At 58.0% G+C, this 15376-nt stretch carries 13 protein-coding genes; 8 read left to right on the forward strand and 5 right to left on the reverse strand.

All coding sequences use genetic code 11. From position 1 onward, the window contains the following. Positions 1 to 94 precede the first annotated feature (94 nt). Positions 95 to 757 (reverse strand): ATP-dependent protease subunit HslV, encoded by a 663-nt coding sequence (hslV, locus tag ACPOL_RS05830; RefSeq protein WP_114206227.1) that lies wholly within the window; start codon positions 755 to 757, stop codon positions 95 to 97. Positions 758 to 997: 240 nt separating this feature from the next. On the opposite strand from hslV, the gene ACPOL_RS05835 reads away from it, so the two are divergent. Beyond that, positions 998 to 1480, forward strand: coding sequence for a hypothetical protein (locus ACPOL_RS05835; RefSeq protein ID WP_114206228.1), 483 nt, complete (start codon positions 998 to 1000; stop codon positions 1478 to 1480). 135 nt (positions 1481 to 1615) lie between these two features. After that, positions 1616 to 2566: a cation diffusion facilitator family transporter gene (locus ACPOL_RS05840; protein ID WP_114206229.1), complete on the forward strand. Its 951-nt coding sequence runs from the start codon at positions 1616 to 1618 to the stop codon at positions 2564 to 2566. An 81-nt stretch (positions 2567 to 2647) separates the two neighbouring features. On the opposite strand, the gene ACPOL_RS05845 is transcribed toward ACPOL_RS05840, so the two are convergent. After that, positions 2648 to 4519: an ATP-dependent DNA ligase gene (locus tag ACPOL_RS05845; protein WP_236657260.1), complete on the reverse strand. Its 1872-nt coding sequence runs from the start codon at positions 4517 to 4519 to the stop codon at positions 2648 to 2650. 321 nt (positions 4520 to 4840) lie between these two features. Here ACPOL_RS05845 and prfA point away from each other — a divergent pair, with 321 nt between their 5' ends. Both prfA and prmC read left to right on the forward strand, forming a co-directional pair. Then, the gene (gene prfA, locus ACPOL_RS05850) at positions 4841 to 5917 is read left to right on the forward strand and encodes a peptide chain release factor 1 (protein ID WP_114206231.1); all 1077 of its coding nucleotides are present in this window, start codon (positions 4841 to 4843) and stop codon (positions 5915 to 5917) included. Positions 5918 to 6104: 187 nt separating this feature from the next. Further along, positions 6105 to 6956 (forward strand): peptide chain release factor N(5)-glutamine methyltransferase, encoded by an 852-nt coding sequence (gene prmC / locus ACPOL_RS05855; RefSeq protein WP_114206232.1) that lies wholly within the window; start codon positions 6105 to 6107, stop codon positions 6954 to 6956. Positions 6957 to 6975: 19 nt separating this feature from the next. On the opposite strand, the gene clpB is transcribed toward prmC, so the two are convergent. The 3 genes from clpB to ACPOL_RS05870 form a co-directional block, all read right to left on the reverse strand. Further along, on the reverse strand, positions 6976 to 9621 hold the full coding sequence (gene clpB / locus ACPOL_RS05860) for an ATP-dependent chaperone ClpB (protein WP_114206233.1): 2646 nt from the start codon (positions 9619 to 9621) through the stop codon (positions 6976 to 6978). A 106-nt stretch (positions 9622 to 9727) separates the two neighbouring features. After that, positions 9728 to 10225 carry an Hsp20/alpha crystallin family protein gene (locus tag ACPOL_RS05865; RefSeq protein ID WP_114206234.1) on the reverse strand — a complete coding sequence of 166 codons (498 nt, stop codon included), beginning with the start codon at positions 10223 to 10225 and terminating at the stop codon, positions 9728 to 9730. A gap of 122 nt (positions 10226 to 10347) precedes the next feature. Further along, complete coding sequence (locus ACPOL_RS05870) at positions 10348 to 11745, reverse strand: class I SAM-dependent rRNA methyltransferase (RefSeq protein ID WP_114206235.1); 1398 nt, start codon at positions 11743 to 11745, stop codon at positions 10348 to 10350. Positions 11746 to 11762: 17 nt separating this feature from the next. On the opposite strand from ACPOL_RS05870, the gene ACPOL_RS05875 reads away from it, so the two are divergent. The 4 genes from ACPOL_RS05875 to purM all read left to right on the forward strand — a co-directional run bounded on the left by ACPOL_RS05875 (position 11763) and on the right by purM (position 15360). Next, positions 11763 to 13178, forward strand: coding sequence for an alpha/beta hydrolase family protein (locus ACPOL_RS05875; RefSeq protein WP_114206236.1), 1416 nt, complete (start codon positions 11763 to 11765; stop codon positions 13176 to 13178). 93 nt (positions 13179 to 13271) lie between these two features. Next, positions 13272 to 13673 carry an STAS domain-containing protein gene (locus tag ACPOL_RS05880; RefSeq protein ID WP_114206237.1) on the forward strand — a complete coding sequence of 134 codons (402 nt, stop codon included), beginning with the start codon at positions 13272 to 13274 and terminating at the stop codon, positions 13671 to 13673. 123 nt (positions 13674 to 13796) lie between these two features. Next, positions 13797 to 14144 carry an STAS domain-containing protein gene (locus ACPOL_RS05885; RefSeq protein ID WP_161557223.1) on the forward strand — a complete coding sequence of 116 codons (348 nt, stop codon included), beginning with the start codon at positions 13797 to 13799 and terminating at the stop codon, positions 14142 to 14144. Between the two features lie 139 nt (positions 14145 to 14283). Beyond that, the gene (purM, locus tag ACPOL_RS05890; RefSeq protein ID WP_114206239.1) at positions 14284 to 15360 is read left to right on the forward strand and encodes a phosphoribosylformylglycinamidine cyclo-ligase; all 1077 of its coding nucleotides are present in this window, start codon (positions 14284 to 14286) and stop codon (positions 15358 to 15360) included. The last annotated feature ends 16 nt before the right edge of the window (positions 15361 to 15376 follow it).

Raw genomic sequence — 15376 nt, forward strand, 5'->3', positions numbered from 1 at the left:
CCGACAATCGTGGAGCTTTTTGCCACCATCGATCAAAGCACTGTCTGGTTAGGATGCGGAGCTTAGAGACCCACAAGCAACCGTCTGGAGGCGCTCAGACCTGCACTGCTGCCGCGGGAGCCGTCAGTTCTTCGATCGTGATCTGGTCATTGGTGTAGATGCAAATCTGTCCGGCAATCCGCAACGACTTCTCGGCAATCGCACGCGATGGCAGATCGGTATTCTCCATCAGCGCTCGGGCCGAAGCCAAGGCGAAGGAACCGCCGCTGCCGATTGCTGCAATCCCTTCGTCCGGTTCGATCACGTCGCCTGATCCGCTGATCAGGAACGTGGTTGTCGGGTCGGCCACCACTAAGAGAGCCTCCAGGTTGCGCAACATCTTGTCCGTTCGCCAGTCTTTAGCCAGCTCCACCGCGGAGCGGCCAAGGTTTCCTGCATACTGCTCCAGTTTCGACTCGAAACGGCCGAATAGCGAAAATGCATCGGCCGTCGATCCGGCAAAACCGGCTAAAATCTTATCCTGGTAGAGACGCCGGATCTTCCGCGCGGAGTGTTTGATCACGCTATCGCCCATCGTCACCTGGCCATCTGCGGCCATGACCACGCTCCCGTTCCGGCGGACACATAAGACGGTCGTCGACCGGATGCGCGGCCGGGTCTCGGAAGACTGCGACGCGTTCGACTGGGGATTGAATTTTTGTCCGGTGTTAAAGGAAGCGCCGGGGCCGGCTGACAGCGAAGACGAGCGTTTTACCATGTTCTATTCAAGTATAGCTCAGCGCCTTCAGGCAGCAGTTCCACGAGCGGGAACCGCCCACTTAACGGTCGCCATAAGGCCAAGATTCCAGAGACATAGGCAGCCTGAGCTGCTTCTTCTTCGCATTATCCGGCGCGGCGGAACGGCCCTCTTCATCCTGGAGTATCCTGCATCTATCCTCGCAGTGAAATCGGCGCGACTGCTATCGGCGCGAGCGAGCCAAGCCTGACGGAGAGTGAAATGCAGGGCCTATCACTACGCGATCCCGAGCTGTTGGGAACACTCGCCGCAGTGGGCCTTGGTCTCGCCGGAATTGCCCTCTACATGAGCCGGCGCAAACGTCTTTCTGCTGAGGAACTGGAGCGCGAACGCCGCCTGGACCTGGTTAAGACCGGTCGCATCATCGACGGTACGGTCATCGATGTCTCCGACATAAGCGAAGCCGAAAGTGGCCACGCGGGCGGTCTTCAACTCATACTCTACAAGTACGAGATTGCGGGCGTCGTCTACGAGTGTTCGCAGGACGTTTCGGCGATGAAGAACTTTGTTGACATCCAGTCTTGCCGGCTGGGATTTCCCTGCTCCATCCGCTACGACCCGCACCAGCCGGAAAACAGTATTGTCGTGGCTGAAAACTGGAGCGGTCTGCGCGATTCAGCGACGCCCTTCCAGCTACGCCGGCCCACTAGAAATCCCAACGCTGCCACCGTGCCGAGACGTTAGCGTCAAGCTGATGCGACTTGAGTTCCAATTTCGTTCCCACCCGCGCGCTGCTAAGCGAATAAAGGATGTTCCCGTCGAATACAAGACTTCTGGCAATTGATTCCGCTATGGCCCCGGCATAGACTAAGGAGCACCATGCACGTCCACGCGCCAGTGACCGGAGCTGCCCAGCAAAGGATGCAAAACATCCTGCGTTTCTCGCTGGTGCTCACGCTTGCCTACGTACTCGTCACCTTCATCGCCGGCATCCGGGCCCATTCATTAGCCTTGATCTCCGAAGCGGGACACAACATTTCGGATGCACTGGCGCTGCTGCTTTCCTTCGTTGCCGTCTATTTTCAAAGCCGCCCGGCGACCGACGCCAAAACCTTTGGTTACCAGCGCGCCGGCGTCCTCGCTGCGTTCGTGAATGCCACGACATTGCTCGTGCTTTCGGTGTGGATCGCGATCGAGGCAGTGCATCGGCTCGCCACTCCGCAGGCGGTGCAACCGAAGCTGATGATGTATGTTGCTGCCGCGGGCGTACTCATGAACGGTTTGATCGCCTTGCTGCTCTCCCGGGTGAACACCGATGTCAATATCCGCAGCGCCCTAATCCACATGCTGGGGGACACGCTTTCGACCGCGGCCGTCATTGTCGGTGGCGCGGCAATCCTCTTCACCGGCCGCACCTGGATCGACCCGGCGCTCTCGATCATCATCGCCGCGCTCATCCTTTGGAGTTCCCTGTCGATCGTCCGGGAGACGCTCAATATCCTGCTCGAAGGAACCCCCAAGGGCATCTCACTGCCGGAGATTCGCTTCACATTGCAGCAGATCGCAGGTGTCGAGGACGTCCATGACCTCCACGTCTGGAGCCTCGGCTCGCAGACCCATGCGCTTGCCACCCACGTCACGATCGCTGATATTCCTCCGTCGGAGAGCGCTCTGATCCTCGACCAGATCAAGCTGACCTTGCGAGAGAAGTTTCATGTCCACCACACGACAATTCAGTTCGAAAACGTCGAATGCGAAGTCGCGCATGGCTGCGTCATGCCAGTCGGGACCGTCTCCGCGCACTCTCACTCGCATAGCCATTCGCACTGATATGCTCCCGCTTGCCTCGCGATCTTCTTTACACTCAAGGCGCTGAGCAGCAAAGGGGCCGCAGAAAATCGCTGTCACGGTTCACTGGCTCAACTCCTCGTTTCGTATCAATTCCGGCTGGGAGGCATAAATCTCCTCTACCCGCGCGAGCGAATCGATCTCGGCAACCGGCTTGTCCTGCCGGATTCGCAGGATGCGAGGAAAGCGCAAGGCGAAGCCGCTCGCATGACGGTCTGACCTGGTGACATTGTTGAAGGCAACCTCCAAAACCAGGACTGGTTCGACACTTCGAACGTAACCGAAATCCTCAACGGTGTGATCTTTGAAGAACTGCGAGAGCTCGGCAATCTCCGAATCGGTTAGCCCCGAATAAGCTTTGCCCACATTTCTCAGCTGCTCTCCGTCGCGCACCGCAAACGTATAGTCGCTCAGAATACCCGCGCGTCTGCCGTGGCCAAACTCGGCGGCCGTGACCACTACGTCCAGCGTGGCCAACTCGCGCTTCAGCTTCAACCACGCCAGCCCCCTGCGCCCGGGCTGGTAGATGCTGGCGAGAGACTTGATCATTACGCCTTCATTGCCGCGGTTGCGAGCGTCCATGTACGCCTGATCGAGCTGCTCGGCGCTGGATAAGACGATTGCCGGAGCCAGCACGAGACGGGATGGTCCGTCGGCAATCTCTTCTGAAAATAAACTTCCCTGGGACCGTGCCGTGTGTGCCTCCCGGAATCCAGCCCGTACCGAATCGGTGTGGTTCCGGGCAAACTCCTCTAGGATCTTTCGCCGTGCTGAAAGAGGACGTTCCAGCATTAATTCGCCATCTAAATAGAGCAGATCGAACGCCATAAAGATGATTGGGGTTTGTTCCCGCATCTCGTCAGTGACCTTCTTGCGGCCGATCCGCTTCTGAAGCAGGGAGAACGGCAGTGCCCGCGAATTCGCGACGTCCCAGGCAAGGATTTCGCCGTCCAGAATCACCGGCAGGTGGAGGGATGCAAAAGCCTCTATAAGCTCCGGAAAGGCAGCTGTCATATTGTCCCGGGAGCGCGAAAATAACGCGACTCGTCCCGGCTGCTCCGGATCGCCGCAATGCAGCTGGGCGCGAATGCCATCATATTTATCCTCAACCTGTGCCTCTTTGAGGACCGACTGAGCCACTTCGGTCTCAATGAAGGAGAGATCCAGTTTTGAAGATGAACCGGCTTCATCGACGGAGAGCTGGTTTCCGGTGGCCTCGGCAGCCACCTCTACGGCAAAACGCGCCACAGCCTCGTCGACGCTATCGACCGGACTAGCCAGCATGAAACCCAGGGGATGAAACAGCGACATTCGCGCCTCTTGCAACCGGCCGGCAGCGGCCAGGCGAACCACCTCCGGGAGCGAACCCTTTAACATCGTCGCCTGGCGGATGGCGGAGGCCTCGGCTCCGAAGGCAGCGGCGATTGCTTCTTCTACCAGACTCTGCTTGACTCCGGTGCGCATATCGCCCAGCGCAAGCTTGATCAAATACTTCGCTTCGAGCGGAGTTGCCGCGCGCAGCAACTCCAGGATCACCGGCAGCTTCGCCGATGGACCTTTGGCTGAGGCAATCTGCGAAAACCGCTCCTCGACTTGTGCCAGGGTCAAAGTCACGGGCTTACCGGCTTGCCGGAGCAGCAGGTCGGCTGCAGCCGCTCCCAGGTCGCCATGGCGGCGATACGCTTCATGCATTGCCGCTTCGCTTGCACCTGACTCCTCTGCCAGCGCCTTTGACAGGATCGCTCCGCCCAGATTCAGAACCCGCGGATCGGTCTCCGCAAACGCCTGCCCAGCCAAGTACAGCGACCCCCGCGCCGCATCCTCGACGGACAGCGTCTTCAGCCAGTCGGCTATCTGTGCCCGCTTCTCGAGCTTCTTCGTCGTCGACGCAAGCGCATCGCAGAGTTGAGCGAATTCAAGAAAGGTAGCAGCCACAGTCTCGAATATAGATGCCGTTAATGGCGCCGCGGGGTTGGGACCTATCTTGCGTATGAAGCTGGAACTGTCGCATTCACCATCCGGGCGAAAGCCCAAGCGGTCAGCGATCTCCCATACCGGATCAGGACCCGACCACGCTCCCTGAAACCTACCATGCCCACCCTGCATCAGTTAAAATAGCGCTATGCGTCATCTTCTTCCTTTCCGCGCTCTTGTCTAGCGGCTCCCGCCGCCGATACTGCTCGTCTGCACGATCCTCAGAATTCATTGACCAGAGACGAACCGGGCTCCAGCTCCCGGGTGAAGGAAGCGCACCTCATGTTTGACCGTTTAGAACAACTCGAAGCCCGTTACGAAGAATTCGGCCGCCAGCTTGGCTCGACCGAGATTGTGAATGACCACGAGAAGTACCAGAAGATCGCTAAACAGCATCGCGACCTGGAGACCGTCGTTGAGAAGTTTCGCGAATACAAGCAGATCAAGACCGGCATCGCCGACGCCGAAAGCATGCTGAGCGAAAGCGACGAAGACATCCGCGCCATGGCCGCCGAAGAGCTGGCCCAGTTACAAGCGCGGCTGCCAAAGGTTGAGGACGACCTCAAGGTCCTGCTGCTGCCCAAAGACCCGAACGATGAGAAGAACGTTGTCCTCGAGATCCGCGCCGGTACCGGCGGGGATGAGGCCTCGCTGTTCGTCGCTGAGGTCTTCAAAATGTACGTGCGCTTCGCTGAACTGCATCGTTGGAAGGTCGAAATACTATCGTCATCGGAGAGCAGCGTCGGCGGCTTAAAGGAAGTAATTGCAATCATCGAGGGTGACCGCGTTTATTCACAGATGAAGTACGAGAGCGGAGTGCACCGCGTGCAGCGCGTCCCCGAGACCGAGACCCAGGGTCGCGTGCATACCTCGGCAATCACCGTCGCCGTGCTGCCAGAGGCGGAAGACGTCGACGTCAAAATCGAAGCCAAGGATCTGCGAATCGACACTTTTTGCTCTTCCGGCCCTGGCGGTCAGTCGGTGAACACGACCTATTCGGCGATCCGCATCACCCATCTGCCGACCGGAACGATCGTCAGTTGCCAGGACGAAAAGTCGCAGATCAAGAACCGCGAGAAGGCGATGCGTGTTCTCCGCGCGCGCCTCTATGAAGTTGAAATGGACAAGCAGCACGAGGCGCTCGCCAAGGAGCGCAAGCAGCAGGTGGGTTCAGGGGATCGCAGCGAAAAAGTCCGTACCTACAACTTCCCGCAAAATCGGCTCACCGACCATCGCATTGGGCTGACCATCCACCAGCTGAGCGAGATGATGCTGGGGAAACTCCAGCCAGTCGTGGACGCACTTACGGCGCACTATCAGGCCGAACAGATGAAGGCAGAGACGGCAGCCGCAGCTTGAAGACTAAAGAGCTCTTTATGACCGGGGCCATAAACGACAAGCTACGGGACCAGGCGCGATCAGATGGTATGCTCTCTAAGACGACTGGAGGGGGCCGCTCCTCAGCGACCCGGGGTCAATCCCTCAGCCGTCCCAATTCAAGAGAAGGCCGCCAAGTGGCGGCCTTGTTCGTTAAGGCCCTCCCAACGTGACTTCTTTAAGGTCAGTTGCTCACCAACTCAAAATAGCTGTCATAGAGCTTCGTAAGTCTGAAATCCGCGAACCGGGCAGAGATGCTGAACTTCTTTTGATGCATGTTACCGGTCTCAGCCGAACCGACCTGATCGCCCACCCTGAGCACACGTTGACTGAGGAGCAAATCCGCCAATATGAAAGGCTCGTCGCTCGAAGAAAACGCTCCGAGCCAATCCAATACATTCTTGGCGAACGGGAATTTTACGGCTTGCGCTTCGTCGTGACGCCGGACGTACTGATTCCCCGTCCCGAGACTGAACTGCTTGTTGAAGCGGCGCTAGAGCATATTCCGGACGAAAAACCGGCGAGCCTTGCCGACGTCGGTACCGGCTCCGGAGCGATCGCCGTAGCCCTGGCACACTACCGTCCGATGGCCAAGATCGCAGCGCTCGACGTCTCTCCATCTGCACTCGAGCTGGCACGGCGCAATGCAGCGGCCCACGCAGTTGGCGACCGCATCCGCCTTCTGCAATCCGATCTGCTTGAGGCGGTAGCAGGTGAACAGTTTGACGTAATCGTCTCAAATCCGCCCTACATCGCCGATGGCGACCGCGACTCACTCGAAGCGCAAGTCCGCGATCACGAACCGGCGATCGCGCTCTTCGCCGGACCAACCGGCCTCGAGGTCTATGAGCGTCTCATAATTCAAGCAGAGACGCGCCTCAAACCAGGCGGCTGGTTAATGATGGAAATCGGCGCTGGACAGCATCTGCAACTGCGACAGCTACTGAACCGCTGGCAGGATGTCACCTTCAGGGACGATCTACAGGGAATTGCGAGAGTCGCTCTCGCTCGACGAGCCTAAGCGACTCCCAAAAACGCATTTACACGGTCTGCGCAAGTGCCGGTTGGGCGGCTTTGCGCCCCACCACTCGAAAGGACAAGCGGTTATTCAGCGGATCGGCATCGACCAGCACGTGGTCGCCATGAAGCACTTCGCCATCGAGGATTTTCATAGCGAGAGGATCCTGAATGAGCCGCTGCAGAGCCCGTTTGAGGGGTCTCGCCCCGTAGGCCCGGTCATAGCCGGTAAGCATGAGTTGATGCCGCGCGCCCTCGGTGAGTTCGAGCGTGATCTTGCGGTCGCTCAACAGCTTCTTCAGGTCCGCCAGCCGCAGGTCGATGATGTGGGCCAGTTGTTCCTCGCCCAACGGACGGAAGATCACGATGTCGTCGACACGGTTGAGGAATTCTGGCCGGAAGCTCTGGCGTAGCACCTCCATCACCTCATCGCGGGCATGATCGAACGCAGCTTCGCTGTTCAGGTTTTCGCCTTGCAGCACGTGAGCGCCGAGATTCGAGGTCATGATGAGCACGGTGTTCTTGAAGTCGACCGTTCGCCCTTTCGAATCGGTGAGACGGCCATCATCAAGCACCTGCAGGAGCACGTTGAAGACATCGGGATGCGCCTTCTCGATTTCGTCGAAGAGCACCACCGAATACGGCCGTCGCCGCACGGCTTCGGTCAGCTGACCCCCTTCGTCATAGCCTATGTATCCCGGAGGGGCGCCAATCAGCCTCGAGACGGCGTGCTTCTCCATATATTCGGACATGTCGATGCGGACCATCGCCTGATCATCGTCGAAGAGAAATTCGGCGAGGGCCTTTGCCGTCTCGGTCTTGCCGACCCCTGTGGGTCCGAGAAAGATGAAGGAGCCAATAGGGCGCTTGGGATCGCTCAAGCCGGCGCGTGAACGGCGAATGGCATTTGCCACCGTGGCCAGCGCATCGTCCTGGCCGACAACCCGCTCTCGCAAACGGCCTTCCATCGCGACCAGCTTTTTCACTTCGCCTTCCAGCATCTTTGAAACCGGAATACCGGTCCATTTGCTGACGATGCGGGCGATATCTTCTTCGTCGACCTCTTCTTTCAGCATCCGCGAGCCTCCTGCGGCACCATCCTGCGCGGCGTTCAGTTGCTTCAGTTCGGCTTCGAGCTTAGGCAACTCGCCGTATTGGATTTGCGCCGCCCGCTCTAACTGTCCGGCACGGGTCTGCTCCTCGGCCTCGAAGCGCTTCGCCTCCACCTGCTTCTTCAACTCGCTGAGCCGGGTAATGGCTTCGCGTTCGGTCTGCCAGCGGGCGCGAAGCCCGGTAGACCTCTCCTTCAACGCGGCCAGTTCGCGCTCCACGACCTCACGGCGGTCTTTTGAATTTTGATCGGTCTCCCGCTTCAGAGCCGCTCGTTCGATCTCAAGCGAGGTTTGCTGACGTTCCAGCTGGTCGATTTCGGTAGGCACGGAACCGATCTGGATGGCCAGCGAAGCAGCGGCCTCGTCAACCAGATCAATGGCCTTGTCGGGGAGGAACCGGTCGGAAATGTAGCGGTGAGAGAGCGTTGCCGCGGCAACGATCGCTGAATCCTTGATGCGAACATTGTGGTGCGCCTCGTAGCGGTCTTTGAGTCCGCGAAGAATGGCGATCGTATCTTCGATATTTGGCTCGCCGACGAACACGATCTGAAAGCGGCGTTCCAGCGCCGCGTCTTTCTCGATGTATTTGCGATACTCGTTCAGCGTGGTCGCTCCGATGGCCCGGAGTTCGCCGCGCGCCAGCGCCGGCTTCAGCATATTCGAAGCATCCATCGATCCTTCGGAGGCGCCTGCGCCTACCAGGGTGTGTAACTCATCGATGAACAGAATGACCTGACCGCGCGCTTCTTCCACATCTTTGAGGACTGCTTTCAAGCGATCTTCGAACTCGCCGCGATACTTGGCGCCGGCGAGCATCGATCCGAGATCCAGGGCGACCACGCGTTTCTCGCGAAGAATTTCAGGAACATCGCCGGAGACAATGCGGCGCGCCAATCCTTCGACAATGGCCGTCTTGCCGACTCCAGGTTCGCCGATCAGCACCGGATTGTTTTTTGTCCTTCGAGAGAGCACCTGAATCACTCGGCGAATCTCCTCGTCGCGGCCGATGACGGGATCCAGCTTGCCTCGCCGCGCCAGGTCCGTCAGGTCTTTCGCGTACTTTTCGAGCGCTTGATACTTCGCTTCAGGATTCTGGTCCGTGACCCGCTGCGATCCTCGCACCGAGGTCAGTCCGCGCAGGATGGCGTCGTGCGTCGCCCCGACTGCCGCCAGGGCCAGCTGCGCCGGGTCGTTCTTTTCCTGGGCAAGCGCCAGCAAAAGATGCTCGGTCGAGACGTAGTCATCTTTAAAGTTCTGGGCTTCTTTGAATGCTCGATCGATGACCTTCTGTGCGGCGTTCGATAGGCTGGGCTGCGTTCCCGAGCCGGAGACCTTAGGCAGAGTGCCTACGGCCTGGTTGACTTTGTTGAGCAACTGCTCGGTCGGTACGCCGACCTTTTGCAGCAGTGGCACAATGATTCCCTCCCGGTCTCCCAGAAGCACCGCCAGGAGATGAAGCGGCAAGACTTCCGGGTTGCCGTTTTCCGCAGCCAACGCGCTCGCGCTCTGGATCGCTTCCTGCGACTTTACTGTGAACTTGTCCCAACGAATCGCCATATAGTTGTGTCTCTCTTGTCTAGTTAAACGTCCTCAGGCACTTCTGAAAAAGCCACGGGAGGCCTCATCAGCCCCCCGTTGTGGTCTCTCTTTACTCGTCAACCAATCAGGCAGCCGTCTTCGATGCCTCGACGGTCCGGGTTTCCGGCGTGGCGCCGTTGACGCCAATCTTAATCTGCTTTGGCTTCGCTTCGGCGCGCTTATCCAGCTCCAATTTCAAAATACCGGAGTCATAGCTGGCTTTGACATTCTCGGTGTCAACGGTCGTCGGCAGCGTAAAGGCGCGGAAAAAGGTGCCATATCGACGCTCAATGCGGTGAAAATTCTCTTCCTTCTCTTCTTTTTCAAACTTCCGCTCGCCGCGGACGGTCAAGGTATTGTTCTCGATGCGAACGTCCAAATCTTCCTGCTTCATCCCGGGCACTTCGAGCTTCAGCACGATCTTCTGTCCGTCTTCATAGACGTCGACCGGGGGGACAAAGCCGGTTGTTGTGGGTAGGTCATCATCGCCGCCCTGGGTACGAGAGAAGTCCTGAAACAGCGAGTTCATACGGTTCTGCAAGGTAGCTACTTCACGAAATGGATCCCAACGTGTAATCGCCATATCGTTCCTCCAAGTCATCAGTCGTTGTGTTCAGCGTTTTCGTACGCTTCATCACTACTGATGAAACTATAGCACAGGGGATTCACAAAATATGAGCGATATAGACTCACTTTCTGAAAAATTCATGATTCGACGATGCAAATCAGACACTTCAGGTACTCCGTCTCCGGCACTCCGAGTAAAACCGGATGATCGGCGGCGGCGCCACGCCGCTCAATCAGGCGCACCTGCCGCCTGGCGTCTGCCGCCGCCGCCGCAACGACTGCCGTAAACTCTTCTATGCCAACGTGGTGAGAGCAAGAGCAGGTCACCAGAGTTCCTCCAGGCCGCAGCATCTTCAGCGCCCTCAAGTTGAGTTCTTTATATCCCCGTAATGCTCCCTCGGCGGCTCGCTTGGATTTGGCGAAAGCCGGAGGATCAACCACGATCGAGTCAAAGAGAACTCTGCTGTCGCTCCACTCGCGCAGGAGGTCGAAGGCATTGGCTTCGAACCATTCCACTTCCAGCTTCCCGAGGCTGTCGCGGTTAAGGGCGAGGTTCTGCTCGGCAACCTCCAGCGCTGAACGCGAAGAGTCCACTCCCGTCACCGTTTCGCAAGATCGAGCGAGGTGGAGTGCGAAGCCGCCTTGATAGGTACATACGTCCAGGGCATGGCCACGGCAGTGCTTCGCCGCAGCCGCGTAGTTTTCGCGCTGGTCGAGAAAGGCGCCAGTCTTCTGGCCTGAATTCGCATCGTAGTGGAATTTCAGGCCATTCAGGCGGAAGACGGTCGAGGCCCCAGCAAAGTGCGCCGGGGGATCGGATCGTGAAAATAAAGGATCGGCAGTACCCGCGTCCAGCTGTTCGAGCGCGACAATCTTTGGATCACTGCGTTCAAAGACAGCGCGAACATCTGTCTCTTCACGAAGAACTTCGACGATGGTTGCACGCACCATTGGCGTGGCCATTCCCTGCGTCAGAAATTGCAGGACGACTAGATCGCCATACCGGTCCGCGACCAGTCCAGGAAGAAAATCCGCTTCGCTGAAGATGAGGCGGCAGGAGTCTGTCCCTGCAGGTCCACCCTCTAAAAGGCGCCTGCGATATTGCACAGCCGCCAGGACTCGCGCTCGCAATAACTCCTGCCATGCATTCTCATCGATGATCTCGCGGCTGACCATTCGCAGAGCGATAAGAGAACTGGTGCTGTAAAGCCCCGTGCCGAGAGATGCGCCGCGCTGATCGACGACGTGCATTAATCGCGAGTCGGCGACCATGCTGACTTTTTCTACATCCGAGCGATAGACCCAGACATGGCCGCCGCGCAGCCGATCGGCAGCCCTGCGCGAGATCACGGCAAGCGGTCCTCGCCGGCCCGGCCCGGCAGCCGGCTGGGATACCCCAGCCGTTGCGGCGGCCTTGGCCCTGGCGCCCTTGACCCTTTGGTTCGATCGCGACTCAGCCGCGGCCGAAGTTCCATTCGAAGCTGCGCCTGCTCTGTCTTTGCGGCCGGATTGTTGCGGAATCTCTTTAGATGGCATCAGAATGAAGGATCACTGTGGGCAATCTTCGCACAACTCCAAACTCACCCGCCTTTCAGCGAGGGAGACTTATTCCTCTTCGAATCAGACGTTGGTGCTTCTCGCTGCTTCTGCTTGCAGTAACCGCCGAAATCATCCTTCCGGCGCAGGTCGGGAGTCCGAATGGCCAGGCTAACAGTCCTGGTCAGAAGTCGGCAGCGCCGCCGAGCACACAAGCACCGAAGCTCACGACGAGTAAGCCGGCTCAGCCGGTGGCTGTCCCTGCCGGGCCCCCGCCGGTGCCGGTGAAGACTGAAATCGGCCAGTTGCATGGAGCATCGTTCCGCATCGATGTACCGCAGAACAACTGGAACCACAATCTGGTGATGTACTACCACGGCTATGAATCGAAACCGCGTGTCTTTGCCGAGGTAGAAGGCCAGCCGCGACCGCCCAGCCGTATCCTCCAGCAGATCTTGAACCGCGGATATGCAGTCGCCGAATCCGGCTATTCCGCCGGCGGATGGGCAGTGGAATATGCCTTCAAGGAGACCGAGGAGTTGCGCGAGTACTTCAATAAAAGATACGGGAAGCCCAAGGAGACGCTGGTCATGGGGCACTCCATGGGCGGACTGCTCACGGTGATGACACTTGAACAGCGGCCAGAGAACTATGCAGGTGGCCTGGCGCTTTGCGGAGTTCTCGCCCCGACCGACCTCGTGATGCAGCGGGCGTTTGCCAATCGGGTAGCCTTCGACGCATTCTTCCCGGGCGTGTTGCCGGAAGTCGACCACATTCCATCCACATTCATGATGAACGATGTGCCGGTGATCACGAATGTCCAAAAGGCGCTGGATGCAAAGCCGGACTCGGCGGCACTCATCCGCTCACTGGCAGACATCCATACGAATCGGGGATTGGCGGATGTCCTGGTCTTCAACACGTTTGTGATCGAAGACCTTCGGCTAAAGACAGGCGGCAATCCTTTCGATAACCGTAACTTGATTTATACCGGCACAACCGATGATTACACCCTGAACACCCAGGTGAAGCGCTATGCCGCCGACCCTAGAGCGGTCCGATATATGAGCAGCTTCTATACTCCGATGGGCGCGCTCAAACGCAAGCTGCTCGCAGTCCATACCACCTATGATCCGCTGGTGCCGGCAGCGACAGCCGCCTATTACGACGAGGCGACGCGACGTTCCGGGGTGGGGGACTTGTTTGTCCAGAAGTACGTGAACCGGGACGGCCATTGCAACATTACTGCCGACCAGACCGGAGAAGTCTTCGACGAATTGACGAGATGGATTGACAAGAGTCAGAGACCTCAGCCTGGCCTTCTGGCAGAAACCCCGGCAGAAGCTGCGGAGCCGCATCCGCCAACGCCATTGAAAAGCCCTCCTGAGCCGCAGCCCAAGTCTCCACCCAAAAATGTCGGCCGCCCGCAATGATCGGCCTCACCTATTCCGGACGATTGATTACTAAATCGATCGGCTATGCTAAAGTTCGAAGCACGCTGGTAAGTTACCAGAGCGGGAAGCGCCATGCAGCTTGAATCCGAAGTCATCCAGGCGGAAAGCGGAATTATCGTGATTGCCCTGAAAGGCCGATTAATCGCCGGTCCCAGGTTAACGATCGCCGAAGCGCAAGTGAAATCGATCATCAAGCAGGGCGCGAACAAGCTCGTTCTGGACGTTTCACAGGTGGAACACGCGGACAGCTCCGGTTTCTGCTTGCTGTTGCATGCCTATACGGCGATCACCGCGGTCGGAGGGCAGTTGCGCATCTCCGCACCGAACAAGCGGCTCTTGGACCTCTTTCAACTCACGGAGACCGATCGGCTACTTTCCATCTGCCCCGATCGCGAGAGCTGCTTCGTCAGCTTAAAAAAGAAAGCTGCTCCCAAAAGCAGCGGTCCAACTCAGATCCCAACTGCAAAAGCGTGACATGCAAGCGGGGTTTACGCCGGGCAAAACAAAGCTTTAATTTTGCAGAACTTCAGGCGAATGGTCCCCGTTTCTTGTGCTAAGGTTTGCTTTCCACACTCCAAGTGGCTAGGCGGGAGACAAATGCAGCTCGATACGGAAGTTCTTCATCTTGAAGGCGGCATTGTCGTACTGGTGCTCAAAGGCAGGCTGACCCTGGGCAGCCGCCTCAGCCTGCTGGAAGCCGAGATCACCAGCCTTGCCGATGGCGGCGCTGGAAAGGTGATCCTCGATCTTCAAGCGATCGAGTACGCCGACAGCGCAGCGCTGGGCGTGCTCATTCACGCCTCCAGCGCAGTGCGATCCAAGGGCGGACAACTCCAACTCGCGGCTCCTAACCAGCGCCTTCAGGATTTGTTCAAGCTGACGAATACTGCTGCATTACTCACTATCTATCCTGACCGGGCAGCCTGCATTTCGCACCTCCAGTAATTTCTTAAACCGCTTGGTTTGTCCCGGATTTCGGTACAGGCGATGCTAAACTTGGAGTTTCCGAACGAATCGCTGTGCTTCGGTGGGCTGTACGCCGGGATCGGCCTTTAACGTTCAATTCTGAATCGCGGATTCACCCTTGCCAGACGCCAAAGCCCCCGCCAAGCAATCCCCCAAACCCCAACCCGCACCTGCTACCTACGCCGATGCCGGAGTAGACATCACCGGCGGTGATCGGGCGAAACAGCGAATCCGGTATCTTGCCCAGCGCACCTTTGGCAAACAGGTGCTGAGCGAGATCGGCGGGTTTGGTGGCCTGTATCGCCTGGATACTGCCCGGTTCACCTCCCCGGTGCTGGTCTCAAGCGCTGATGGAGTGGGGACCAAGCTCAAGATTGCCTTCGAAATGGGAGTTCATCACACCGTGGGCTGTGACCTGGTCAACCATTGCGTCAATGACATCGCCATTCAGGGCGCGACGCCACTATTTTTTCTTGATTATCTGGCTACCGGCAGATTAGACGAGGGAGTCATCGAGAAAGTGGTCACCGGACTTGCGGATGCCTGCCGAGCGAACGGTTGTGCACTGATCGGCGGGGAAACCGCTCAAATGCCAGGCTTTTATACCGACGGCGAATACGATCTGGCAGGCTTCATCGTGGGCGTGGTCGACAAAGAGAAATTGATTACCGGCGCCAAGATTAAGGCGGGCGACGTGCTGATCGGCTTTCCTTCAACCGGCCTGCATAGCAATGGCTATTCTCTGGCGCGCAAGCTGTTTTTCGAGGTGGCCGGCTACAAGCCAGACCAATATGTCACCGAACTCAAGGACAAAGCAGGCGCTGCCCTGATGAAGGTCCATCGGAGCTATCTTCCCGTGATTAAGAAGCTGACGGCGAGCGACTATACGACTGGCATGGCTCATATTACTGGAGGTGGCATTACCGAGAATTTGCCCCGCATTCTGCCGAAGAATATCTCCGCGATCATTGAGACCGGAAGCTGGCCCATTCCGCCGATTTTCGAGCATCTGCGGGAGCTTGGCAACATCAGTCAGGAAGAAATGCTACGCACCTTCAATCTTGGAATTGGCCTGATTGCCGTCGTTCCTGCTGACCGCTTCACCCGGGCCAAGGCCATGCTTGATCGAGCCGGGGAGAAGTTTTTCGTGATCGGCCGCGCGAGTAAGGGCGATCGCAAGGTCATCTATTCCTAATGAGCGATTCCTGAAT

The sequence above is a fragment of the Acidisarcina polymorpha genome (assembly GCF_003330725.1).
Taxonomy (GTDB): domain Bacteria; phylum Acidobacteriota; class Terriglobia; order Terriglobales; family Acidobacteriaceae; genus Acidisarcina; species Acidisarcina polymorpha.

Excerpts from the sequence above, each read along its gene's own strand:
- hslV (WP_114206227.1), bottom strand. The coding sequence starts at position 757 with ATGGTAAAACGCTCGTCTTCGCTGTCAGCCGGCCCCGGCGCTTCCTTT.
- ACPOL_RS05835 (WP_114206228.1), top strand. The coding sequence starts at position 998 with ATGCAGGGCCTATCACTACGCGATCCCGAGCTGTTGGGAACACTCGCC.
- ACPOL_RS05840 (WP_114206229.1), top strand. The coding sequence starts at position 1,616 with ATGCACGTCCACGCGCCAGTGACCGGAGCTGCCCAGCAAAGGATGCAA.
- prfA (WP_114206231.1), top strand. The coding sequence starts at position 4,841 with ATGTTTGACCGTTTAGAACAACTCGAAGCCCGTTACGAAGAATTCGGC.
- clpB (WP_114206233.1), bottom strand. The coding sequence starts at position 9,621 with ATGGCGATTCGTTGGGACAAGTTCACAGTAAAGTCGCAGGAAGCGATC.
- ACPOL_RS05865 (WP_114206234.1), bottom strand. The coding sequence starts at position 10,225 with ATGGCGATTACACGTTGGGATCCATTTCGTGAAGTAGCTACCTTGCAG.
- ACPOL_RS05870 (WP_114206235.1), bottom strand. The coding sequence starts at position 11,745 with ATGCCATCTAAAGAGATTCCGCAACAATCCGGCCGCAAAGACAGAGCA.
- ACPOL_RS05880 (WP_114206237.1), top strand. The coding sequence starts at position 13,272 with ATGCAGCTTGAATCCGAAGTCATCCAGGCGGAAAGCGGAATTATCGTG.
- ACPOL_RS05885 (WP_161557223.1), top strand. The coding sequence starts at position 13,797 with ATGCAGCTCGATACGGAAGTTCTTCATCTTGAAGGCGGCATTGTCGTA.